Source organism: Paenibacillus sp. NPDC056579 (assembly GCF_042793215.1).
In the GTDB taxonomy this organism is placed as follows: domain Bacteria; phylum Bacillota; class Bacilli; order Paenibacillales; family NBRC-103111; genus Paenibacillus_S.
The window spans coordinates 271,438-292,237 of sequence record NZ_JBHTVD010000003.1 but is presented as its reverse complement, the minus strand read 5'-3'; the positions used below and the strand labels follow the sequence as shown (position 1 = coordinate 292,237).

The following is a 20,800-nucleotide window of genomic DNA, read 5'->3' as shown; positions in this document are numbered from 1 at the left end:
TTGGGAGGTAGATTGAATATGAAGCGACACGGCTTGGCGGCAATAGGAATTGCAGGAGCTTTATTGTGGGGATCCGCATTCCAGATACCGGCATGGGCGGCGGATAACGCAGCCTCTGCCAATGTGAAGACAGCGGCGCAGGTTGCGGAAGAGCTTGGCATTCTGCAAGGAGATGGTAACGGAGTGTCCGACGCCTATTTATCCAAGACGACGACCAGGCTGCAGTCGGCAATTCTTTTCTTGCGTCTGAAAGGTCTTGAGCATGCTGCCATGGAGTTTCGCAGTGCAGATAATTTTTCAGATGCCAATCAAGTGAATGACGCCAACAAATCAATCCTGGCATATTTAAAAGCGAATCCGCAGCTCGGCTGGACCGGAACGGGCAACGGTGCGTTCGAGCCGTCTGCACTTATCACTTCGTCCCAGTACTACAAGGTCCTTCTGGAAACGTTGGGATATAAGCAGGATTCCGACTTCCGGTACGAGGATGTGCTGGATTATGCGAAACAAGTCGGTCTATCCCGGATAGCAGATGCTGGCTCCCTTCGTAACGACCATATCGCTACAGCGACGGTAGAAGCGCTAGCCCTTAAGGTGAAAGGAAGCGGGAAAACGCTTGCGGATTTGCTGTCCGAGCAGAAGGTGATCGATCCGGCTAAAGCGGAGTCGGCCAAGAGAGTATCTCTTCGTGTGGCTGACGATAAGTCGTTAGGATCTTACTTGACGGATCAGAGTGGAAGAACCTTGTATGTGTTTGCAAAGGACACCCAAAACGTAAGCGCATGCAAAGATCAATGTGCGGTTAACTGGCCCGTATATTATGAGAACAACCTATGGGTTCCTTCAGAGCTGCATGCGTCAGATTTCCAAACGATAATCCGGGAAGACGGAAAACAACAGCTAACATACAGAGGTCAGCCGTTATATTATTACATAAACGATGAAAAACCGGGGGACGTGAAGGGTCACGGGGTCAATAATTTATGGAAGGCAGCCGGCTATTCGGCTGTTCAAGTTACTAACCATGATAAGGGCGGAACCATGCTGACGAATTCTAAAGGGAGGACGTTGTACACGTTCACCAAAGACAGCTTGGAGAAGAGCGCATGCTATGGCGCATGTGAAGCCAATTGGCCGATATTTTACTCCAGTCATGCTCCGCTATCCGGCGGGTTTGCTGCAGACGATTTTGGAACGATATCGCGTGAGGACGGGACCAAGCAAACGACATTCCGAGGTCAGCCGCTTTATTATTTCTTCAAGGATGAAAAGGCCGGCGATATGCTGGGGCAAGGCTTGAATAACGTCTGGTTCATCGTCGATCCGTCAGCAAAATAATTAAGCTTGACTGCCCGAAGGCTTGACTGTCCGAGCCGGAGGGCTCTTTTTGCCAAATGAAACTGGTTTGAGGAGCGCTTACACGTGCAAACCTATACGGATGAGCAGTTGATGCAACTGATTAGAGAAAAGCATAGTTTTGCGCTGCGCATGCTGTACGACCGGTATGTGCGCCTTGTATATTCTTTTGCCGTAAAATCGGGAGTCGACGCGCAGCTCGCCCATGACATCGTCCAGCAGGTATTTACAAGAATTTGGGTGACGGAGAAGGGATACGACTCGGGAAAGGGGCAGTTTGTCAACTGGCTTTTGACCATCACAAGAAATATGACGATAGATCATTTGCGCAAACAAAGAAACCAACAACGGTTCGTCTCCTATGAGGTCATTACAGATTCGGAGCTTGGTGCGGGCCGTCCGGAGGATTGTCTTCAAGATACGGTATCGATGCGGATGCTGAAAGATGAAATTAAGAGTGCCTACAGATATTTATCCGAAAAGCAAATTCAGCTTCTCCGTCTCTTTTACTGGGAGGGCTATACGTTAAGTGAAATTGCGGAAAGCAAGGGAGAGCCGCTGGGGACGGTCAAAAACCGGCTGCATCAAACGCTCAAGACGTTACGTCAGCATCTGAAATCTTACGGGGAGGAGTGAACCGTTATGACCGAAACGAATAAACGCTGCGCCCAATTGGTGCCTTATTTTTTGAAGGAGCTTTCGATCGAGGATACGCAAGCTTTCACCGACCATGTATCGTCGTGTCCTGCCTGTCATTCGGAGCTGCAAGCTATGCTGCAGGCTTGGCAATTACTCCCTGGCGAGATGGAAATGATAGATGTTCCGGAGGCGGACAGAGAGCAAATGTGGCAGCGGATTGCCGCACAAATCGAGGAGGCTCCCGTCTCAGGCGAGCTGGAGAAAGCACGGCGGAAGGAAAACGGGAAATCAGCCGGAGCTGCTTTGACTGCGCGGAAGAAATGGGTTTTTCCAGCGGCAGCCGCGGTATTGTGTATAGCTATTGGAGCGGCCGCAGGCTGGGGCTTGAATTCCGGGGGTATCCCATCGTCTTGGCATAAAGATGCAACTTCGGAGGAGCCTTCTTTTGTCGTTGAGCAGTATGTACTTAAAGCATTCGATTCGACGATGACAGGAGCAAGCGGGAAGGGCTGGGTCAGACAGCAGGGGCAATCCAGACAGCTGGTGCTGGAGGTCAACGGACTTCAGGCGAGTTCGGGGGATCAGGCGTACCAGCTATGGATAATAAAAGATGGCAACCGGTTCAACGGCGGAACGTTCCGAGTTGATGAGAAAGGCAGCAGTGTGATGATATACGACTTGAATGTGACTCAAGGGACTTTTGAAGCGATAGGGATTACATTGGAGCCGGATGGGAAGGGGACGCAGCCTAGAGGTAAGAAAGTATTGGGTACATGATCATCGTACTCACCGGACTGTCCATCTCTAATACATGAAAGGGGCCGCAGGTCCTCTAAACAGATCAGGCTCGATATAATTAGAGGGCCGGCGGATCTTCTGTTTCATTTAGGTGACTACACTTTCTCGTTATTGTATTCCATTCTGGAATCGACTTGAATGGACCAGCGTTTGCTCTCGGCATCATATTGAACCGTCGGAATGTCCTTGTCGTAGAACCAGAACTTTTGGGTGGGCTGCCCGGTCTGCTCTATGAAGTAAAACAGGTTCAGATCCCGGCTCGATGGTTCAAGCAGCGTTGCAATCTCCGGCTCCACATCCTCGACGACAAATCTCCACCCGCCTGGAACAGTCTCCAGTACGAAAGGCTTCCGGCTTCCCGATACGTCGAACAGCATTCGGCTTCCTATAGCATGTTTAATATAAAAATGGATCTTTTTATCGGCTGTCATGAGTCGGTCACTCTCCTCAATTACTTTAAGGCAAATCAATGAGCAGCAGTTTCGAGCCATGCTCCGTATGCAGCTCCAGCTCGTGCAAATCCGTTATTCTCGCCGCGTCCCGGCGGTTGAGAACGGTTGAACCGTTTAAGGTTAGGATTCCCTCGATGACGAATACATAGATTCTCCGACCGTGCTCTTGTTGAAACTTTATCGTATGGCCGGATTCGAGCTCGGATAAGTACAGCGTCGTCTGCTGGTGAATATGAGCGATGCAGGGTCCTGATTGATGGGATACGACTGGCAGCAGCTTGTTTAACATATCGGATGGATTATACTCGCTCGTTTCGTAGGATGGGGCTAGTTGCCGCTCCTCCGGCTTGATCCAAATTTGCAGCAGCTCCACTTCCTCGTCTGCAGGATTGACCTCCGAATGGATAATTCCCGTGCCTGCGGACATACGCTGTACGGCTCCATAGCCGGTTACGGCTTTATGTCCGGTGCTGTCCTCATGCTGGAGCTGACCTCTCAATACGATGGACACGATCTCCATCTCCCGGTGAGGATGGGCACCGAAGCCGCGATGGCCGGCGACCGTATCGTCGTTAAATACGCACAGCGGGCCGAATTCCGTGTTGTCCGGATCGTAATAATTGCCAAAGGAAAAGCTGAAATTGCTCTGCAGCCAGCCATGGTCGGAGGAGAAGCGGGATTCGGCGGGATAAACTCGGATCATTGCAGACACTCTCCTTAATAAAATATAGTTGCTTACTACTTTAGTATAAACAAGTTGGTACGGAAGTTCAATCGTTGAATTCCAACCCATTTTCCGTTACTATGAAGCAGATTATACATAGCAATTGGCATTTTTCTTTCAATGCCGGGACTAAGGGAGGAGCAATGATATGGCAAGGAGAAAAATCGAGCACGTCGGGATCATGGTGGCCGATATGGAGCGTTCCATCGCGTTTTACCGTGATGTGGTAGGGTTAAGCTTAAAAGGCACTCTGACACACACTAACGGCGTTATCCGATTGGCCTTTATGGGGTTCGACCAGACGGGCGAAACGGAGCTGGAGCTGATTGAAGGGTACAATGACAGTCTTCCTCTGGAAGGCAAGGTGCATCATGTCGCTTTTACCGTAGACGATGTCGAAGATGAGTTTGCGAGAATCCAAACGCTGGAAGTGAAGCTGATCGATCAGGAGATCGTCAAGCTGCCCAACGGTTCCCGTTACTTCTTCTTCCATGGCCCGGATGGGGAATGGATCGAATTTTTCCAGTCGACCCGAGGGTAGTCCGTGCAGCGATACAATGTTATACTAGGAAAGCTGGTTTTTCACAAACCGCGCTAGCAACTGACGAGGAGTGAAAGACCTTGGCTAAACAAGCAAGAATCGAAGAAATCCAATATTTGCGAGGCTTCGCTTTTTTGGCGGTCGTCCTTCAGCATGCTATTGGTCACTACGCGTACTTACCGGAAGCCCGGATGGAGGACGGGGCCTTGCTTGCTATTCTCTTGATCGCGGCGAAGTTCGCAGTTCCGATGTTTATTTTCATTACGGGACTCGTCTTGTTCTACAATTACACAAGCAAAGTATCGTGCGGCTCCTTCTTGCTTAAACGATGTAAAGATATCATTCTGCCATATGCTATTTGGTCCGTCATCTATGCACTTGTTTTCGGAGATTTGAGCTCGGGCTTCTGGATCGAGTCCAAGCAAGTCGTGATGGATTTGTTTACGGGCAAAGCCTCTTATCATTTGTGGTATGTCGTTATGAGCATTCAGCTCTATTTGTTGTTCCCGCTCATCCAAGGGGGATTGCAGCAACTATGGCAGCGGTGGAAGCCGTGGGCTCTCCGGTGCGCTTTTCTCTTATTATGCGCCGGTTACCTTCTTCTTACCAGAGAAGTAGGAACGATAGGCAGTTTGTTTGAGAAAATATATATCCCGGTGCTTACGCCGTTATTTACAGAGTATGCAGACCGGAACGCACTTTATTTCTTTATTTATTTCCTTATGGGCGCAGCGGCGGGAATGAATCTGCAGGCCTGGAAGCAGAAGGTATTGAAGACCAAATGGCTCTGGATCAGCTTGTATCTCGTGTTCTCCGGCATTTTGCTGTACAACATATTGGGGAGCTTTCAGCAGAAAGGACAGCTGGTCATTCAATACAACGACACGCTGCTGGTGCAGCCATTCATGGCGGTCTTTTTGATGCTGTCTGTGCTGGCCATGAGTATTGCCGCAATTGCTCTTGGCGAGAAGGAGAGCTTAAAGTCACAGAGGCTGTTCAGCTTCCTGGGCAAGCATTCCTATGGAGCGTATTTGGCCCATGCGCTGATGCTTACCTTCGGGACATGGATCACAGACATGCTGCTCCCGGGCTGGAACGTGACGGTCAAAACGGTGGTCGCGTTCGTGCTTTGTTCCGCTTTTTCCGTGGCGACAGCGTGGCTGCTGGATAAATGGAGCATCGGCCGATTCCTCGTGGGCACCGCAAAACAGCGCAAGCCGGCAGTGCAGCCAAGCAAAGCTATGTAAAACATTCGTATAAGAAGTCGCATTCCTTCGGGGTGCGGCTTTTTTTGTACTCCAATCAAGGCTAGTTCTCAAACATTTCCACTTGAATAAAGAACGTGTGTTCGGTGTATAATGAATTTGAGACAACGGATAACTTCGAGGTGATAGTCATGCAGAAAGAGCTGCTTCGCTATGTAGGTCGTGAAGTTTATTTGATGTATATGGACCGGAACCACCGGATCACCAAACGCCGGATTCGTATCCGCTCGGTAGACGGGCCAAAGCTGAGCGCATACTGCTATGAACGACTTGCGCCTAGAGTTTTTGATGTGAGCCGGGTGCTGGCTGTTTTTCCTGTCCATCTGTCCACAGTCCAAGCATAAAAATATTCATTCGAAAGAGGGGACTGGGCACTCCTGATTCGGTTACAATCAGGCCTCTGTCAACATAGTATACAGCAACCTACGAGTTGAGGTGAGCACTATGAGTGGCAAAAAGGTCAAGAAAAAAACGCAGCCGTCCAACGTGGATAAAAACCGGTACAATATGAAGATGGTTACATCCGATGTGTGCGCTCGATGCCGAAAATGCGAACGAGGTTTGCGCTACTTGGAAAAGATGTCCCAGCCAGGTGCCGTAGGCAAAGGAGTGCCGTGCATCCTGACTAAAGGCAAAGCTTACGTGTAAACACTGGGGTAAAAAGGTCCGCGGGCAGCTTCGGGCCTTTTTTCTATTCCTGCTATTGACACTTTCCGGACGGCTGGATACAATACAGTTATAAATTATAAACGTTTATAATTTCGAATCACGGTTGATTTGGAAATAATATTGTAATTTAAAAAATTATTATCGATAGTTAGTTATTCTCAAAAGTATAAACGTTTTATTTATTAGAACGTTTATGGGGCTAATCCCTTCCCGGGTTCATCTGCAGGTGTTACATGGTATACTACGAATACAATGATTTGAGATCAGGGAGTGCCTGCAGATGAAAAAAATTAGTATTCTCGACGTCGTAGCCAAATCCGGTTTATCGTTAGCTACGGTTTCCAAGGTATTGAACAATTCTCCAACGGTTCGGGAGAGCAACCGCCAAAAGGTGCTGCAAGCGATAAAGGAGCTGGATTACCGGCCGAATCCCGCTGCTCGCAGCCTTGCCCGCGGAGCGACACGCTTGATTGGATTGACGCTGCCGGGATTAAACGATACGTTCTATGACAATATCGTACAATCCGTCAATCGCCACCTGGAGGAGAATGGCTATGTTCTTGCCTTGTCCGTTTTTTCTCAAGTTCAGGCCGCTGAGTCTGATGCGAACAGCAGCTTTTTATTTCAGGAGGATCGGGTGGATGGAGTGATTGTCATATCGCCGCTGGACGAAAACCCGTATTTGCTGGAGCTGAAAAGAAAACGAATTCCTTATGTCGTCGTGGACAATCAGGTCGATCCATTAAACGCTTTGACGGTCAATGTAGACAATTATGCCGGAGGATATGAAGCGACCAAGCATCTGCTTGATCTCGGTCATACCCGAATATCGTACGTCGGCGGCTCGGAGCGGTATCTCAGCGCCAGGGAGCGTAGAAGAGGGTTCGAGAGTGCGATGAGGGATGCCGGGTTGACTCCGGTTGCCGTAACCAACACGGAGTTCAATATCCGCAGCGGCTTTGATGCGGCCAAAGCATGGATCCGTTCGGATAAGGTGCCTACTGCGGTTTTCGCGGGGGAAGACGGCCTGGCGCTTGGGGTAACGCAGGCGTTTCAGGATGAAGGCTATCGCGTTCCCGATGAAGTGTCTATCGTCGGATTTGACGATCAAACCTTCTCGCAGTATATCCACCCGCGGCTTACTACAATCCGGCAGCCGATGGAGCAGATTGGCGAGCATGCGGTTCGATTGCTGCTGCAGATGATCCAAGGTACCGTCAAACGGCAGTCTTCCGTCATGCTGAAGCCTGAATTGATTGTGAGGGAGTCCACGTCATCTTATAACAAACGATAATAAAGTGAGGCTGATAGGATGGCATATTATTTGGGCGTAGACGCCGGAGGGAGCAAGACGTACGCCGTTATAACGGATGAAACCGGGAGATTGATAGCAGCGGGCAAAGGCGGTAACGGCAACCATCAAATCGATGCGTCCGCTGCTCAGCGAAATATCGAGCATGCCGTGATGCAAGCTATGCGAAAGGCCGGCTTGAAGCGGGAGGATATTGCTTTTGCCTGGTTCGGGATGGCTGGCGCGGATCGGGAAGCCGACTTCCTTGTTTTGAGACCGATGATTGCGCAGCTCGGCTTCCCTAGAACAGAAATCGTATGCGATACGATTATCGCTCTGCGGGCGGGCACGAATAAGCCGTATGGCGTCGTCAGTATTTGCGGGACAGGGACCAACTGTGCTGGAATCAGTCCAGGCGGCGACATGTGGCAGTGCGGCGGCTTCGGCTATCATTACGGCGATTACGGCGGAGGAAGCTGGCTGGCGCTCGAGGCATTTCGTGCAGCCGTGCGCGGCTGGGAAGGCCGGGGGGATCCGACATTATTGACGGAAGCGGTTCCCGGGGCACTCGGTTACCCTTCGGTCGAACGTATGTTCCATTCTTACTTGGATTCCAATCAACGGCCTCCGCTCGATGTTGTGAGGACTTTATTCGAAACGGCTGCACAAGGCGATCTTGTATCCTTGGAGCTGCTGCGCCGGCAAGGTGCCGAGCTTGGAATAGCCGCACGTGCGGTGGTGAACAGGCTTGGCCTTCACGACACCGTGTTCGATCTTGTTTTGGCGGGGAGCGTGCTGACTCGGGGAGACGGGCGTTATGTGCATCCGTACATTTTGGAGGAAGCTAGAAAAGCGGCTCCGAATTGTTCCTTGGCGGTGCTAACGGTCGAGCCTGTCGTAGGCGCTGTGCTGCTGGCGATGGAGAAGGACGGATTACAGGTAACGGAGCAAATGAGCAAGAAATTAGCCGAATTATCCAGCCTGGAAGGGGTTGCTGCAGATGAGTGAACATCTGAAGGTTGTCGTTATTGGCGGAGGGTCTTCTTACACGCCGGAGTTAATTGAAGGTCTTATTATGAACTACAATGAATTCCCTGTCACGGAGTTGTGTCTGGTCGATATTCCCGCGGGTGAGGAGAAGCTCACTATTGTCGGCCAGTTGGCTAGAAGAATGGTTGAAAAGGCGAAGCTGCCGATGGCCGTCCATTTGACGACCGACAGGCGCGAGGCGCTTGCAGGGGCGGACTTCGTAACGACGCAAATCCGTGTCGGCTTGCTGCAAGCCCGGATCTGGGACGAAACGATTCCGCTCCAATACGGGGTCATCGGTCAGGAGACGACAGGCCCCGGCGGCATGATGAAGGCACTCCGCACGATCCCGGCCTTGCTGGATATATGTAAGGATATGGAAGAGCTGTGTCCCGATGCATGGATGCTCAATTTCACCAATCCTGCAGGGATGGTCACGGAGGCGATTCTTAAATATACGAACATTAAGACGATCGGCCTGTGCAACTCCCCGATTTCCGTCTACAAATGGCTGCAGAAGCTGTATGATGTGCCGGTTGAGAAAATGTATGCGGAATTCGTTGGCCTTAACCATCTTCATTGGGTCACTCGTATTATCGTTGACGGCCAATCCAGATTGGAGGAGCTGCTGGGAAGCGGGGAAGCGTACACGGCAAGCAATGTGCCGCAGCTAGAATGGCATCCCGGGTTTATTCGTTCGCTCGGAGCGATTCCGTCCTATTACTTGAAATATTTTTATCTGCAAAAGGAAATGCTGAATAACCAGCAGTCCGCCTCTGCTCAGGAAGGAACAAGAGCAGAGGTGGTCAAGCGGCTGGAGGACGAGTTGTTCGAATTGTATAAAGATCCCGAGCTATCCGCTAAGCCTTCACAGCTTGAAAAGCGCGGGGGCGCATACTACTCCGAGGCCGCGGTCCGGCTGATGAAATCGCTGTATAACGATACAAGGGACATCCAGACAGTTAATGTCCGCAACCAGGGTATTCTTGATTTCCTGCCTGCCGAAGCCTGCATTGAAGTTAATTGCGTTGTAACGAAGCAGGGACCGATTCCGCTGCCGGTTTCCGTCATACCTGAGGCTGTCAAAGGCTTGATACATGCTGTGAAGTCGTACGAACGGCTGGCTATCGACGCAGCGGTTACAGGCGACCGGGGGCTGGCTCTACAGGCGTTGGCGCATCATCCGCTTGTTCCCTCCGTCAATGTAGCGGCTCCAATGCTGGATGAAATGCTGGATAAAAACAAGGCGTTCGTTCCCCGTTTTTTTGAAGCCTGAACTCATACGTACATGGAAGACCGTTCCCTTTGAATAGGGGGACGGTCTTTTTTTCTCCACATCACAAAGTTTTGGAGATTAATAGACTGTTAAATATTGACTACGAACAAATGTTTGGTATAATAGAAATAGAACAAGTGTTCCTATTAATGGAGAGGGGTGTATGCTATATGAATTCGACAAAAGTCAGATTTATTGAACGTGACTACTTCCGGGCGATGATGGTGAACAACAGCGACCATCTATCGGAGAGTCAAATCGAGAAAATATTAGACACGGCCGATACTTATTGGGCGGATTTAACCTTTAAATTTTTCGACAACGGATCGTTGCTGATTATCGACAATTATACGGAGCTGCACGTCCCTCTCAGCGACTTGAAGGGAGCTGCTTACGATTTTTATGTGAAACAAAGAATAAGAATGATTCGTTCCTCATTGGAAGCTAAGACGCTTCAGACGGCATAGAACGGGAGCTGCGCCTTTGCTCCGGGATTTATTTTAGGGCCGGAATACGCTATAGTAAATGGATCAAACTCATAGGGAGAACTATGCCAATGAACAATCCGTTTAGCGTAAAACTGAAACAATTGCGGCAGGAGAAGGATCTGTCTTTGCGTAAGCTTGGAGAGAAGGCGGGAGTGAGCTATTCCATCATCAATTCTATTGAGAACGGCCGGTTTCAGCCATCCAAAGACACTATCGTTTCTATTGCGAACGCCTTGCGTTATGACGATATTAACGAACTTCTAGTGCTTGCAGGCTATACATCCGAAAAGTAAATAGTCTTAAAATACTATAAAATTCGACAAAAAATTCCAAAATCTGATATAATGGAATTATAGATAAAGGAGGAGTGTTTTTATGATGATTATTTGGAATGGTATTGGTCTTATACTGTTATGTACAATCCTGTATCTTTCCGTTAAAACACTTCTTCAAAAGGCGGATTAACTGGGGAGAACATATATATGCACAAGATGATGAAGTCAGAAGATAAACTATCCGTCAGATCGCAACGGCTCATGGAAGAAATTAAATCGATTATGACCAAGAAACGGGAACAGAATGTAATGAAACGGCTCTTGCTGAACCGTAAGAAGCCTAAGACCAAGCCGCAGGGGTGGTAACGGCTTGGCTTTTATATTATCATGGCTTGTTGGCTTCGATGAAGGGCGTGGTTTAAGCCATATTTATTCAATGCGGAAGTTGGGTGGATACCATCGGCAGTCCTTGTTTTGTTATGCCTATTTATGACTAACCTTTCTTTGGCGTAGGCTGATCGATGGGTTTCTTGTCCGCAGATGGCTGCATGGAGAGGTTGTTGCGCTTCCAAAGCTCAAATAGTTCTGGTGCGATACTCAACTGAAGAATAATTTGCTCGCATTGTACCGTCCGCTTCATTTGTGTACCTCCTGAAATAGTTGGATTAGCTATAAAAAATAAAAACCACCTCCCGATATGGAAAGTGGTCCGGTTGCACTACTAGCTCCATCGAATCCAAGTGCCCACATACAGATTCGATCTCATTGCTTACCAGTACCAATAATAACAAATACTGTTATCGATTTCTGTTTCGTATCACACATAATGAGAAATTCTTCTTTCCAATAGGGCAACCGCTGGATGGATAAGATTTTTTTATGTCGATAAATGTTATTTTATGGTATAATTGTTATATGTTAATGTGCTGTGTAAGGGTGGACTTCGGCCTTGTACAAATAAGAATTGAAAACGTTTTATGACATCCTTTGTTCTTGGGTACATACCTTAGGGGGTGCTGAGCGTTGAAGGTGATGTTTACGGTTGATGTCGAGGATTGGTTCTGCAGTCCGGATGTACCTCTCTCCGAGTGGGAAGGGTACCCGATAAGAATCGAGGAGCCGATTCATCGAATTCTTGATTTGCTTAGCGAGCATGACTCGTACGGCACGTTTTTTATTCTGGGCTGGATCGCTGAGAAAAGACCCGATTTGGTTAAGGAAATTCATCGCAGAGGCCACGAGATAGCTTCTCACGGATACTCGCACCGTCTCGTGTACCGCCAAACCGCGAAGCAGTTCCGCGAAGACGTCAGGAAATCGAAAGCGATGCTGGAGCAGCTGAAAGGCTCGCAAGTTTACGGCTATAGGGCACCTTGCTTCTCAATTACAAGCTGGGCGTTCGATATATTGGCCGAGGAAGGCTTCATCTATGATTCGAGCATGGTTCCTAACACGTTACATACGGTATATTCCCGATTTAATTTATCCCCTTCGGTTCATTCCCCTTTTACAATAGCAGACGGCTTATGGGAAATACCGCTGCCTGTATATCGGGTAGGCCGGTTGAATATCCCGTGGGGCGGAGGCGGTTATTTTCGCATTTATCCATATCCTGTCTATCAATGGGGCGTCCAGAAAATACTAGAACAACGAGATTCCTTTGTATTCTATATCCATCCCTATGACTTGGACGAAGATCAGCCGCAAATGTATAGTGCCACATTGCCGAGCAGGTTCCGCAAATATTACGGATTAAAGCAATCAGCCGATAATCTCGACCGATTGCTTGCTGATTTTTCATGCACATCGATTCAGCACAATTACTCCCACTTGTTTGAAGGGAATTCTCAACGTGGATTTCAAAATTAGGATCGTTCGGACTCCGCGGCTGCTGCAAGCCGTTGCCGGTATTTTTATGAGGGAGAACGGGATTGACGGCGGACTTGCATCCATGTTGGAAATGGAGCCGGAGGTTAAGAAGCTGCTGATTTCGCACGGCATTATTACAGCAAGCTTGAAGCTGCTCGATCGTCCGTTCGGTTATACCTGCTACGAATATTATAGGCAGCTTTGCACTCCCGATGAATTCGACCAGCTGCTGCTGCAAGCTGCCCGCAACCGTCGAGTGATACTAGATCTATGCTGCGGAGCTGGCGCAACGATTCATGCGCTGCTGCCGCTTCAGCCACAAATCATCTACGGATTTGACAACAATGCTGACCAAATTCATCTTCTGAGATCTCTTATCGCTGAGATAGATGACTACAGAGGTACCCGAGTGGTAACCGAGATTGCGGATGCGCATCAAACCGGTCTGGAGGGCGCTAGTGTAGACTTGGTCGTGTGCAGAGTCTCATTGCATTATTTGAACGAAAAGAGAGCGTTGAAGGAGGCCGCTCGCGTGCTTCGTCCGAATGGCGCTGTATTTCTCTTAGTCCACGGTTCAGGTTATTTGTATGATTACGTCATTTCTCGAAGAGGCTTACTCTCCGGCAGCTTATGGAAATCCATGGTTGTGCATAGCGCTCGCTATAATCAAGAGCAACGTAGGGGACAGCGTTTCGGAGCACATTTTATTACGCAGCGCTTTTTGAGGCGTGCACTAGTGACGTCCGGCTTTCGCAATATTAGAATGGTGACTAGCGGCAAGTGGATGAGATTAGGGATACTGCCTGTATATTATGCCGCTATAGCCGAACGGGGAGAAGGCTAGGCTGCATTTGACTAGGGCTTCGGAGTCTAGTAACCGGCTTGAAAATAGCGTATCATGTTTTACTATACTTATTAATTTGAAATTACTATTCATCAGGAGTACACCTACATAATGAAAAAGATTTCCAGCTTGTTATCGATTGTTATTTTTATCATTTTATCTGTAACGATGTATTTGAACCAGGATGGGCTATTACCCCCAGATGAAGATTCAGCGGCTGCAGTAACGTTGACGTTTCCAACCGATCGTTATCCGGAAACGGCACAGCATATCCGGAATGCGCTTCAGCGAGGGAAATCTGCGATTTGTACCATAGACCGCAAAGGCGCCGAAGACAACCGGAAGGAGTCGCTGAAAGGGACGCCGTCGAAGCCGAATCTGGATCGTGACGAGTTTCCGATGGCGATGTGTGCTGAAGGCGGAGCCGGGGCGGATATTGCCTACATATCTCCTTCCGATAACCGTGGCGCCGGCTCGTGGATAAGCAACCAGCTGGAGAAGTATCCGGATGGGACCAAGGTGAAAATTGTCGTTAAGTAAGAACCGGAGGACGATTTATGTCAAATAATTGGCTAATTAGGGTAGCGAGTTATTCAACCGGCAACTTCTCTATGGTATAATAATCCAATCACAGTATGTGGCTTTACGGACGGCAGGCTGACCTCTCGGAAGGGAGGTGAGGATCCGTTGGAAGTATTTCAGGCAATGACGCTAATGATTTCATTCGCGACTTTGATTGTGTTAATACTTTCTTTCCATAAAAAGAAATAGACCGCCCTGGGCAGGCTACGGTCTATTTCCGGTCTCTAACCTATTCTTGGAGCCAACCGCCGCATAAGCGGCTGCTGTGATAAGAACGCAGATGTTACCAGCATCGGCGTTCTTTTTTTTCATTATACGCATGTGAAAAGATGTTGATACCTTTCTCTTAATGATACATGAGGTATTACGTATTGACAATATAGGAATCTATGATGAAAACCAGTTTCATAGAAAATGTTCAGATTCTATTTAGTACGATAATAAGTAAAACCATCTTATTTTCAATACATCAGTTGCCGATAATAATAATAATTTCAAATTCAAATAGGTGTCGAAAGGAATGGGTTGGTTGTTCAAAAAGTACAGGTATCTAATGTCAGTAAGCTTCATTTTATTAAGTCTATTAAGTTCTAATGCGGTACTAGCCGCTGATGACTCCACGGATCAGTTGAAAGCGCAAATCAAGGAAAGGCTAGAACAAAGAGCGAAAGAGATTGAAGACCAATTAACAGAGTTAGAAGAAAGAGAACGAGTTTTGGAAGAGGAGGCAAAGAATCGAGAGGAGCGGCTTCGTTACTTAGAAGAGAAAAAACGCGAGCTGGAAGAGAATGCGCGGAAAAAAGTTGAACAACAAATGGAAGAGCAGAAATTAGAGGAAAGCAAATTAAATGAGCAATTGAACACATCAGAATATCAGCTAACATTGGAGAAGTTGAGAAATTTTAAACCCATTGAGCAGCAAGTGGAGTATGCCTCTGCTAACGTGAAAGTGTATTATGGAGAGAACACTGTAGTATTTGATCAAGAGCCTGTCATTGTTAATAACAGCACTACGGTAGTTCCACTTAGAGTTATCGTTGAGTTGTTCGGGACGGCTGTAATTTGGGATGACAACGGAAAGATCATTGTATTGGAAAAAGACGGAAAAATTGTTGTGATGCAGATAGGAAACAAAACAACATATGTAAACAATATAGCTGGTAATTTAGAGACAGAACCACTACTTATTAACGGAGTTACTATGATTCCCGTAAGGTTTATTGCCGAAGCATTTGATACCAAAGTTCAATGGGTGGATGAAACTCGGACGATTCATATTACTCCTATAAAGTAACGTGATATGAACAAAAAGAAATAGACCGCCCTGGGCAGGCTACGGTCTATTTCCGGTCTCTAACCTATTCTTGGAGCCAACCGCCGCATAAGCGGCTGCTGTGATAAGAACGCAGATGTTACCAGCATCGGCGTTCTTTTTTTTCATTATACGCATGTGAAAAGATGTTGATACCTTTCTCTTATGACAATATAGGAATCTATGATGAAAACCAGTTTCATAGAGCCCCTTAAATTATTCAACTTCATTACCAGGGTAATTATTTATGAGATGGTGCTGCTTTGTGCTCTTTCTTGAATAAAAAAGACACATGATCCCGTTGATCGATTTGGGCTAATAAAACGTTCTCTAGTTGTATGTTTTTTTGTTTCAATAGATTTTCGAGCCATTGCCGGTTCTTGCGGATTTTATTCAAATTTTCCTCGATGATATTGCTGTCGATAATACAAGCATGAGGAATGCCGCGAGACATGCTTTGGATGTTGACATCTTCACGTAGGACAGATCTGTATTTAGTCTTTTTCAAGACAGATAAGCTTCCATCCGTTTCCAGAAATGCGAACTCTATTTCATCAATATAAAAAACATCCTTTTTCCTTAAAAGCATCTGAAGATCATTGATGGTTAAACGCGCTTTTTTCATGTTATCTAATAAAATCTGGCCGCTGGCAATAATAAGCTGCGGTTCACTGTCTAATATTTTTCTTCCCAGAAAGCTCTTGAGAGAAATGTAATCGGAAAGAAGCACCAGCACAGAAAATATCGTTAAACCTACTGCCCCGACGAGCAGAGAAATGCTTTTATTGAAAATGAGATTGCCACCAATGGATCCATAAGTCACGCCGGCAACAAAATCAAAAAAGGTCATATGAGAAATTAGCTTCTTCCCTAGGATCCGCGCCCAGATTAATAATCCAATAAAGGATATAACCGCGCGAAGTATAATTTCAAGACACGTCATGGCGTCACCTCCATTTTGTGTCATATTATGCCACCGGAATATTTTTTTTATTAATGTAAGGGAAACGGAAGGAAGGGTTTCGAGATAAATAGCATTGGAAATATTCTGGAAATAGGCAATGTGCTGCATCTAGGATCTATGAAGAGACTCTACTGAGCGATTTGGGGGAAAAACAGATCATTTCGGAAGAAGAGCATTTTTTGAGGCAGAACCAGGAAAGGCACTGACTCGAAGAGCGAAATAATCGCGCATACCATCGGGCACCAAATCATTGTGACGAGGGGAAACTACCAAATCTAAACTCCGAAAACAAGAAAAAAGCCCTTGATTCATCAAGGACTTCTTCATGTATGACCTGTGCTGGGTTCGAACCAGCGACCCCTACCTGTCAAGATTCAGGACCGTATCACTAACATTAACCACAAGTCACTTAAAGCCGCTTATTTACTGGAACTCTATATACTAGCTTTCACTCCATTTACCTTCTAAAATTCGCCTTTCTTTTTAATTTGGGCACCAACACGGGCACCAAAATCAAGATTGTTTAAGAATGAAAACAAGCGCCGAATCTGAAGTTTTCTGACGATAAGGATTTCCATATATATGAGAGCTGCAATATAACGACCTTTAAAAAGTAAACCCCAATACTATCCCATTTCGACCCAAACATAACCCAAAACGAGAATTGTTTCGCCCCACATTCCCCAGCAGCCGTGGTAAGATGTAGGAGTGACAATATATACAGCAACGTTATTGGTGTAGGGTGGGATAAGCGGAATAACAAGTGGCGAGTAAGTATGAATCGGACTACGATTGGTCGTTATGACGATTATTTAGATGCAGCGTGTATAGCGAAGGAAATGCGAGCCAATAATATGCCATACTCTCAAGAAGCACTCTTAAAAGAAGAGGCTTCTTTTATTTTCTAAATTGGCCGCGTGCGACGGTATTCGCCCCTCCTGCAGCTTAAAAAGACACTCTCATAACGAGGGTGTCTTTGTCATATATTCGTTTACTCCTCTTCTCCCTAAATGTAGCCTAGTGCATGACCAACCTGCCGGGGCAACGAAGCAACAAATCCGTTAGAGTCCGATAATCTCGCTCATCTGCTCAATGTTAAGCTCGGGCTGATTGCTAAGGTCCGTATCCAGATCGAGGATAGCGAGACGATCCAGTATTACATGAATCCGCTATATTTCTTTAGTGACCGTTATCTGCCGCTGAGCTTGTACCTGCTGTTTCAGGAACAGATCGACAAGCACATTCCGGATTGGGTGAAGCAGAAATACCGGGAGCTGCAGGATGAGACGGAAGACAAGAGCACCGAGGAGATCGAGTCATGAAAGTGTGGGCAAGGCGATTCTATAACTCGAAGGCGTGGCAGCAATGCCGTGACGCTTATTTTGTGATGAAGCATGGACTCTGTGAGCGATGTCCAGCACCGGGAAAGATCGTGCATCATACGGTCTTATCTCACACCTGAGAACATCAATGATCTAGCAGGTCCGGTCGGTCCGGTAGCACCGGTCAGTCCAGTGGCTCCTGTTAACCCGGTAGCGCCGGTAGCTCCAGTCAGCCCAGTTGCTCCTGTTAGACCGGTAGCTCCAGTGAGTCCAGTAACGCCAGGAGGTCCAGGAGGTCCTATCATATCAACCAAAGTCATCACCCCTTATATGAACTAGTTTAGAATATGTCCAAGGATTCAAAGGGTCACGGTACTTGTCTTACTAGATTGCTTGAATAGCACTGAACTTGAAGGTACGAAGACGGATAAAGCATAAAAAACACCCTCTGTCGTCTTGCCCTCCCGAATGAATGGGGGATCGGACTCTCGCAGCTTAACGCTTTTTGGAAAAGAAATTTTTATAGAACCACAATATTCCCATCTTTCGCCGCAAAATCCCTCTCTTTAATTGATCTTAAGGAGGTTTAACGCATTCAGCATTTCGTGTGTTCGTCTTTATTAATACGACAAATCGATGGTTTCAAACAATGTGCTACTAATTAGACAAGTACCGCGACAATAAGAATTCTTGAACATATCTTAAATTAGTTAATATAAAGGGGTGATTTAATTGGCAGATATGATAGGGCCTCCTGGACCTCCGGGGCCAACCGGACCCCCTGGACCGCCTGGCGCTACGGGGCTTACTGGCGCTACGGGACTTACTGGCGCTACGGGACTTACTGGCGCTACGGGACTTACTGGAGCTACGGGACTTACTGGAGCTACGGGGCTTACTGGAGCTACGGGGTTGACCGGCGCTACTGGTGCTACGGGACCGACTGGACCGACTGGACCAACTGGACTCACAGGACTGACAGGACTGACAGGTGCCCCAGGGCCTCAAGGGCCAGCTGAACCGGAGTCTGGGTTCAGGGCATTCAGTGGCAGTGGTCAAACTGTTGGTGTAGGCGCTACTGTTACAGTAAATTTTACTTCGGAAATATTCGATTTAGCGACCCCGGGAGAATATGATAATGTAACATCTACTTTTAGCCCTAATGTTAATGGTGTATACAATATCTCTACTACTGTAGCTGGAACGGGAACCGCGGGGGACAATGTTAACCTAACTATAGTAGTCAGCAGCTCTGCAATTCAGACTTCGACCAAGTCCGAACTGATTCCAGCAAACGGTCTATTTTCTATAGCGCTTAGTACAGTCGTACAATTGACTCCTGCAGATGATGTAACTGTTACAATTTTTATTTTAAATGGCGGATCAATCTTCTCAGGTAGTTCGAACACCCATTTTGAAGGGGCACGTTTCCCGTCTCCGTCAACCTAATAGAACCAGTTGTTATTGGCACCTTGAGCTCTTCAGAGCTTGAGGTGCCTTATTGTAGAAACGCCCAGTCGAACTGGGGGGGTTACTATACAAAAAAGCTAACCAGAACATTCTGACGGCCAAGCTGATAGGCTGAGCCACAACTGGAACACAAGTCGAGCTTGCCAGTCCGGACAAGCTGTTAACCGCTTGACAGGCTACATTCACTTGCTGGTTGATCGTATACGTTGCAAGATAGTTATCACAATAACCATTTAAAACCTCATCCATTTATTTAGGGATGAGGTTTTTGTTTACTCAAGGCTTGTTCATCCGGGCAATAAACGGGGTTACTCGGTCTCCTCCAGCCCGCAGTGCACATATTGCATGATAACGTTTTGTTGAAATGCCATCCTCCACGGTGAAAGGAGATATTTCTTCTTGGAGTTGCCGATAGGTCGCCTTGCTACTGCCATATAGGAAGTAGTGAGGCCTTGCAGCTTTAATGATCTCCCCCAACTGCCGGGGTATCTGCTCCCAACTGTGAAAGAGCCAGCTGTAAATATCGCCGCACCTAAGAAGGTTAAATTAGTAAAAAGAATCATACACGTTCTCTCTTCCTTTGGTGGATATCCTCCTCCTCCTCGACCATTGTAACCATCATCTTTAAAAACCAAACTGCTCAGGATACAAAATGAATATGGAGGAACTTGGTTGTGTGTAGACTTGCGTATCAGGATGAGCATCAATTGGCAATGTAGAGTTAATGAGGAGCGTACACTTTCTTAATTTTTTTAAAAAACCACAAATAGTACCAATACGAAATTAATAGAGTGATTGTTATAGTGATGAAACTCCAATACCATGTCCAATTTAAGTACTTAATCAACTCTGTGTACTTCTCCAGATAGAATTCAATTATTGTGATTATCATTGGAAAACTAAAGATGTATATGGTTTTAATAAACCATGGTTTCTCTTTAGGGAAATGAACATTAAAAATCGCACTTACAGAAGGAAAGACGAAAAACTCAAAAGTAAAGCTTGCTTTGTAAGCAATACTAAGAAACCCTACAGGGTATTCGATAAGTCTACCTTGAACGACTAAGGCACCAAACAACCAAGAAGGGACTTGCATGAATAAAAAACTAACTTGTGCTTTAATCAAGGTCTTCCGATTAACGAATATTACGAGAAGAATAGCAGTAATGAACCAAACTGCATAAAGAATGACTTTTTCCATAATTGTCCGCCCCACATATTAATATTTTAATACTTGAATTATTGTCAGAAGAACTGTGCTTTAATCTTGAGATAATAATTGTTTTTAAAAAAAGCTCTCCCTTACAGTTTAGTAAAGGAGAGTAAGCGATGAAACGTCCGTACAGTAATATATGGGAAGTTATTTGATCTGTGTTAGGCAAAGTACTCATATAGAACTCTTTTAAAAAATACCCCCTCTATGGGAGGGGGAGCCAGAGGAGATGTGTATGGGTTGCCCTATAGAGTACGCAGCGAAACTGTTCTGGGTTTAAGACCAAAACAGAATAGTCAAGAACACCGTGAATAATCAAATACATGGGAGGGCAAGTCATGCCGACATGGGTAAATGCACATCCTTTGCTAGCGGAGACTGTGAAGAAGGCAGGAGGTCAGGTGGTACGAATTAGCTCGAA

General features: G+C 46.8%; 24 protein-coding genes and 1 riboswitch. Of the genes, 19 read left to right on the top strand and 5 right to left on the bottom strand.

The features are described from left to right. The first annotated feature begins 18 nt into the window (after positions 1-18). The 3 genes from ACFQ88_RS13900 (at position 19) to ACFQ88_RS13890 (ending at position 2,772) form a co-directional block, all read left to right on the top strand. Entirely contained in the window at positions 19-1,338 is a 1,320-nt protein-coding gene (locus ACFQ88_RS13900) for a hypothetical protein (RefSeq protein WP_379454506.1), read from the top strand. Between the two features lie 84 nt (positions 1,339-1,422). After that, entirely contained in the window at positions 1,423-1,992 is a 570-nt protein-coding gene (locus tag ACFQ88_RS13895) for a sigma-70 family RNA polymerase sigma factor (RefSeq protein ID WP_379454505.1), read from the top strand. Between the two features lie 6 nt (positions 1,993-1,998). After that, a complete protein-coding gene (locus ACFQ88_RS13890; RefSeq protein WP_379454504.1) occupies positions 1,999-2,772 on the top strand; it encodes an anti-sigma factor in 774 nt (257 codons plus the stop codon). A gap of 116 nt (positions 2,773-2,888) precedes the next feature. Here the strand turns inward: ACFQ88_RS13890 and ACFQ88_RS13885 are convergent, their stop codons facing one another. Next, on the bottom strand, positions 2,889-3,224 hold the full coding sequence (locus tag ACFQ88_RS13885; RefSeq protein ID WP_379454503.1) for a hypothetical protein: 336 nt from the start codon (positions 3,222-3,224) through the stop codon (positions 2,889-2,891). A gap of 25 nt (positions 3,225-3,249) precedes the next feature. After that, entirely contained in the window at positions 3,250-3,948 is a 699-nt protein-coding gene (locus tag ACFQ88_RS13880) for a pirin family protein (protein ID WP_379454502.1), read from the bottom strand. Positions 3,949-4,117: 169 nt separating this feature from the next. Here ACFQ88_RS13880 and ACFQ88_RS13875 point away from each other — a divergent pair, with 169 nt between their 5' ends. The 10 genes from ACFQ88_RS13875 to ACFQ88_RS13830 all read left to right on the top strand — a co-directional run bounded on the left by ACFQ88_RS13875 (position 4,118) and on the right by ACFQ88_RS13830 (position 11,169). Next, positions 4,118-4,510 carry a VOC family protein gene (locus tag ACFQ88_RS13875; protein ID WP_239626785.1) on the top strand — a complete coding sequence of 131 codons (393 nt, stop codon included), beginning with the start codon at positions 4,118-4,120 and terminating at the stop codon, positions 4,508-4,510. Between the two features lie 80 nt (positions 4,511-4,590). Beyond that, positions 4,591-5,757 (top strand): acyltransferase, encoded by a 1,167-nt coding sequence (locus ACFQ88_RS13870; protein WP_379454501.1) that lies wholly within the window; start codon positions 4,591-4,593, stop codon positions 5,755-5,757. Between the two features lie 149 nt (positions 5,758-5,906). Then, positions 5,907-6,119, top strand: coding sequence for a hypothetical protein (locus tag ACFQ88_RS13865; protein ID WP_239626780.1), 213 nt, complete (start codon positions 5,907-5,909; stop codon positions 6,117-6,119). A 100-nt stretch (positions 6,120-6,219) separates the two neighbouring features. Next, on the top strand, positions 6,220-6,423 hold the full coding sequence (locus ACFQ88_RS13860) for a hypothetical protein (protein WP_239626778.1): 204 nt from the start codon (positions 6,220-6,222) through the stop codon (positions 6,421-6,423). Between the two features lie 301 nt (positions 6,424-6,724). Next, positions 6,725-7,738 carry a LacI family DNA-binding transcriptional regulator gene (locus ACFQ88_RS13855; protein WP_379454500.1) on the top strand — a complete coding sequence of 338 codons (1,014 nt, stop codon included), beginning with the start codon at positions 6,725-6,727 and terminating at the stop codon, positions 7,736-7,738. 18 nt (positions 7,739-7,756) lie between these two features. After that, a complete protein-coding gene (locus ACFQ88_RS13850; protein WP_379454499.1) occupies positions 7,757-8,743 on the top strand; it encodes an N-acetylglucosamine kinase in 987 nt (328 codons plus the stop codon). Further along, the gene (locus ACFQ88_RS13845; protein WP_379454498.1) at positions 8,736-10,040 is read left to right on the top strand and encodes a 6-phospho-beta-glucosidase; all 1,305 of its coding nucleotides are present in this window, start codon (positions 8,736-8,738) and stop codon (positions 10,038-10,040) included. The genes ACFQ88_RS13850 and ACFQ88_RS13845 overlap by 8 nt, the downstream gene beginning before the upstream one ends. 170 nt (positions 10,041-10,210) lie before the next feature. Next, entirely contained in the window at positions 10,211-10,507 is a 297-nt protein-coding gene (locus ACFQ88_RS13840; protein WP_239626768.1) for a hypothetical protein, read from the top strand. Positions 10,508-10,596: 89 nt separating this feature from the next. Beyond that, the gene (locus ACFQ88_RS13835; protein WP_239626766.1) at positions 10,597-10,821 is read left to right on the top strand and encodes a helix-turn-helix domain-containing protein; all 225 of its coding nucleotides are present in this window, start codon (positions 10,597-10,599) and stop codon (positions 10,819-10,821) included. A gap of 189 nt (positions 10,822-11,010) precedes the next feature. Further along, positions 11,011-11,169: a hypothetical protein gene (locus ACFQ88_RS13830; RefSeq protein WP_239626763.1), complete on the top strand. Its 159-nt coding sequence runs from the start codon at positions 11,011-11,013 to the stop codon at positions 11,167-11,169. A 127-nt stretch (positions 11,170-11,296) separates the two neighbouring features. Here ACFQ88_RS13830 and ACFQ88_RS13825 read toward each other — a convergent pair whose 3' ends face one another. Next, on the bottom strand, positions 11,297-11,443 hold the full coding sequence (locus tag ACFQ88_RS13825; protein WP_379454497.1) for a hypothetical protein: 147 nt from the start codon (positions 11,441-11,443) through the stop codon (positions 11,297-11,299). Between the two features lie 58 nt (positions 11,444-11,501). Further along, a riboswitch (cyclic di-GMP riboswitch) is annotated at positions 11,502-11,585 on the bottom strand. 250 nt (positions 11,586-11,835) lie between these two features. Between ACFQ88_RS13825 and ACFQ88_RS13820 the strand changes: the two genes are divergently transcribed. The 5 genes from ACFQ88_RS13820 to ACFQ88_RS13800 all read left to right on the top strand — a co-directional run bounded on the left by ACFQ88_RS13820 (position 11,836) and on the right by ACFQ88_RS13800 (position 15,392). Beyond that, the gene (locus ACFQ88_RS13820; protein ID WP_239635483.1) at positions 11,836-12,672 is read left to right on the top strand and encodes an XrtA system polysaccharide deacetylase; all 837 of its coding nucleotides are present in this window, start codon (positions 11,836-11,838) and stop codon (positions 12,670-12,672) included. Then, positions 12,656-13,516, top strand: a complete 861-nt coding sequence (locus tag ACFQ88_RS13815) for a class I SAM-dependent methyltransferase (protein ID WP_379454496.1) — start codon at positions 12,656-12,658, stop codon at positions 13,514-13,516. Before ACFQ88_RS13820 ends, ACFQ88_RS13815 begins: the two co-directional genes overlap by 17 nt. Before the next feature lie 168 nt (positions 13,517-13,684). Further along, on the top strand, positions 13,685-14,056 hold the full coding sequence (locus ACFQ88_RS13810; RefSeq protein ID WP_379454903.1) for a NucA/NucB deoxyribonuclease domain-containing protein: 372 nt from the start codon (positions 13,685-13,687) through the stop codon (positions 14,054-14,056). Between the two features lie 147 nt (positions 14,057-14,203). Next, complete coding sequence (locus ACFQ88_RS13805; RefSeq protein ID WP_379454902.1) at positions 14,204-14,287, top strand: putative holin-like toxin; 84 nt, start codon at positions 14,204-14,206, stop codon at positions 14,285-14,287. A gap of 331 nt (positions 14,288-14,618) precedes the next feature. Next, complete coding sequence (locus ACFQ88_RS13800) at positions 14,619-15,392, top strand: copper amine oxidase N-terminal domain-containing protein (protein WP_379454495.1); 774 nt, start codon at positions 14,619-14,621, stop codon at positions 15,390-15,392. Positions 15,393-15,651: 259 nt separating this feature from the next. Here ACFQ88_RS13800 and ACFQ88_RS13795 read toward each other — a convergent pair whose 3' ends face one another. Then, entirely contained in the window at positions 15,652-16,377 is a 726-nt protein-coding gene (locus tag ACFQ88_RS13795; protein WP_239626756.1) for a DUF421 domain-containing protein, read from the bottom strand. 1,157 nt (positions 16,378-17,534) lie between these two features. Here ACFQ88_RS13795 and ACFQ88_RS13790 point away from each other — a divergent pair. Beyond that, on the top strand, positions 17,535-17,696 hold the full coding sequence (locus tag ACFQ88_RS13790) for a hypothetical protein (protein WP_379454494.1): 162 nt from the start codon (positions 17,535-17,537) through the stop codon (positions 17,694-17,696). 2,191 nt (positions 17,697-19,887) lie between these two features. Here ACFQ88_RS13790 and ACFQ88_RS13785 read toward each other — a convergent pair. Continuing rightward, positions 19,888-20,367 (bottom strand): CBO0543 family protein, encoded by a 480-nt coding sequence (locus ACFQ88_RS13785; RefSeq protein ID WP_239626752.1) that lies wholly within the window; start codon positions 20,365-20,367, stop codon positions 19,888-19,890. Positions 20,368-20,800: the final 433 nt, after the last annotated feature.

Excerpts from the sequence above, each read along its gene's own strand:
- ACFQ88_RS13830 (WP_239626763.1), top strand. The coding sequence starts at position 11,011 with ATGCACAAGATGATGAAGTCAGAAGATAAACTATCCGTCAGATCGCAA.
- ACFQ88_RS13900 (WP_379454506.1), top strand. The coding sequence starts at position 19 with ATGAAGCGACACGGCTTGGCGGCAATAGGAATTGCAGGAGCTTTATTG.
- ACFQ88_RS13835 (WP_239626766.1), top strand. The coding sequence starts at position 10,597 with ATGAACAATCCGTTTAGCGTAAAACTGAAACAATTGCGGCAGGAGAAG.
- ACFQ88_RS13885 (WP_379454503.1), bottom strand. The coding sequence starts at position 3,224 with ATGACAGCCGATAAAAAGATCCATTTTTATATTAAACATGCTATAGGA.
- ACFQ88_RS13855 (WP_379454500.1), top strand. The coding sequence starts at position 6,725 with ATGAAAAAAATTAGTATTCTCGACGTCGTAGCCAAATCCGGTTTATCG.
- ACFQ88_RS13845 (WP_379454498.1), top strand. The coding sequence starts at position 8,736 with ATGAGTGAACATCTGAAGGTTGTCGTTATTGGCGGAGGGTCTTCTTAC.
- ACFQ88_RS13850 (WP_379454499.1), top strand. The coding sequence starts at position 7,757 with ATGGCATATTATTTGGGCGTAGACGCCGGAGGGAGCAAGACGTACGCC.
- ACFQ88_RS13890 (WP_379454504.1), top strand. The coding sequence starts at position 1,999 with ATGACCGAAACGAATAAACGCTGCGCCCAATTGGTGCCTTATTTTTTG.
- ACFQ88_RS13820 (WP_239635483.1), top strand. The coding sequence starts at position 11,836 with ATGTTTACGGTTGATGTCGAGGATTGGTTCTGCAGTCCGGATGTACCT.
- ACFQ88_RS13810 (WP_379454903.1), top strand. The coding sequence starts at position 13,685 with ATGTATTTGAACCAGGATGGGCTATTACCCCCAGATGAAGATTCAGCG.
- ACFQ88_RS13880 (WP_379454502.1), bottom strand. The coding sequence starts at position 3,948 with ATGATCCGAGTTTATCCCGCCGAATCCCGCTTCTCCTCCGACCATGGC.
- ACFQ88_RS13875 (WP_239626785.1), top strand. The coding sequence starts at position 4,118 with ATGGCAAGGAGAAAAATCGAGCACGTCGGGATCATGGTGGCCGATATG.
- ACFQ88_RS13825 (WP_379454497.1), bottom strand. The coding sequence starts at position 11,443 with ATGAAGCGGACGGTACAATGCGAGCAAATTATTCTTCAGTTGAGTATC.
- ACFQ88_RS13860 (WP_239626778.1), top strand. The coding sequence starts at position 6,220 with ATGAGTGGCAAAAAGGTCAAGAAAAAAACGCAGCCGTCCAACGTGGAT.
- ACFQ88_RS13840 (WP_239626768.1), top strand. The coding sequence starts at position 10,211 with ATGAATTCGACAAAAGTCAGATTTATTGAACGTGACTACTTCCGGGCG.
- ACFQ88_RS13865 (WP_239626780.1), top strand. The coding sequence starts at position 5,907 with ATGCAGAAAGAGCTGCTTCGCTATGTAGGTCGTGAAGTTTATTTGATG.
- ACFQ88_RS13785 (WP_239626752.1), bottom strand. The coding sequence starts at position 20,367 with ATGGAAAAAGTCATTCTTTATGCAGTTTGGTTCATTACTGCTATTCTT.
- ACFQ88_RS13800 (WP_379454495.1), top strand. The coding sequence starts at position 14,619 with ATGGGTTGGTTGTTCAAAAAGTACAGGTATCTAATGTCAGTAAGCTTC.
- ACFQ88_RS13790 (WP_379454494.1), top strand. The coding sequence starts at position 17,535 with ATGAATCCGCTATATTTCTTTAGTGACCGTTATCTGCCGCTGAGCTTG.
- ACFQ88_RS13795 (WP_239626756.1), bottom strand. The coding sequence starts at position 16,377 with ATGACACAAAATGGAGGTGACGCCATGACGTGTCTTGAAATTATACTT.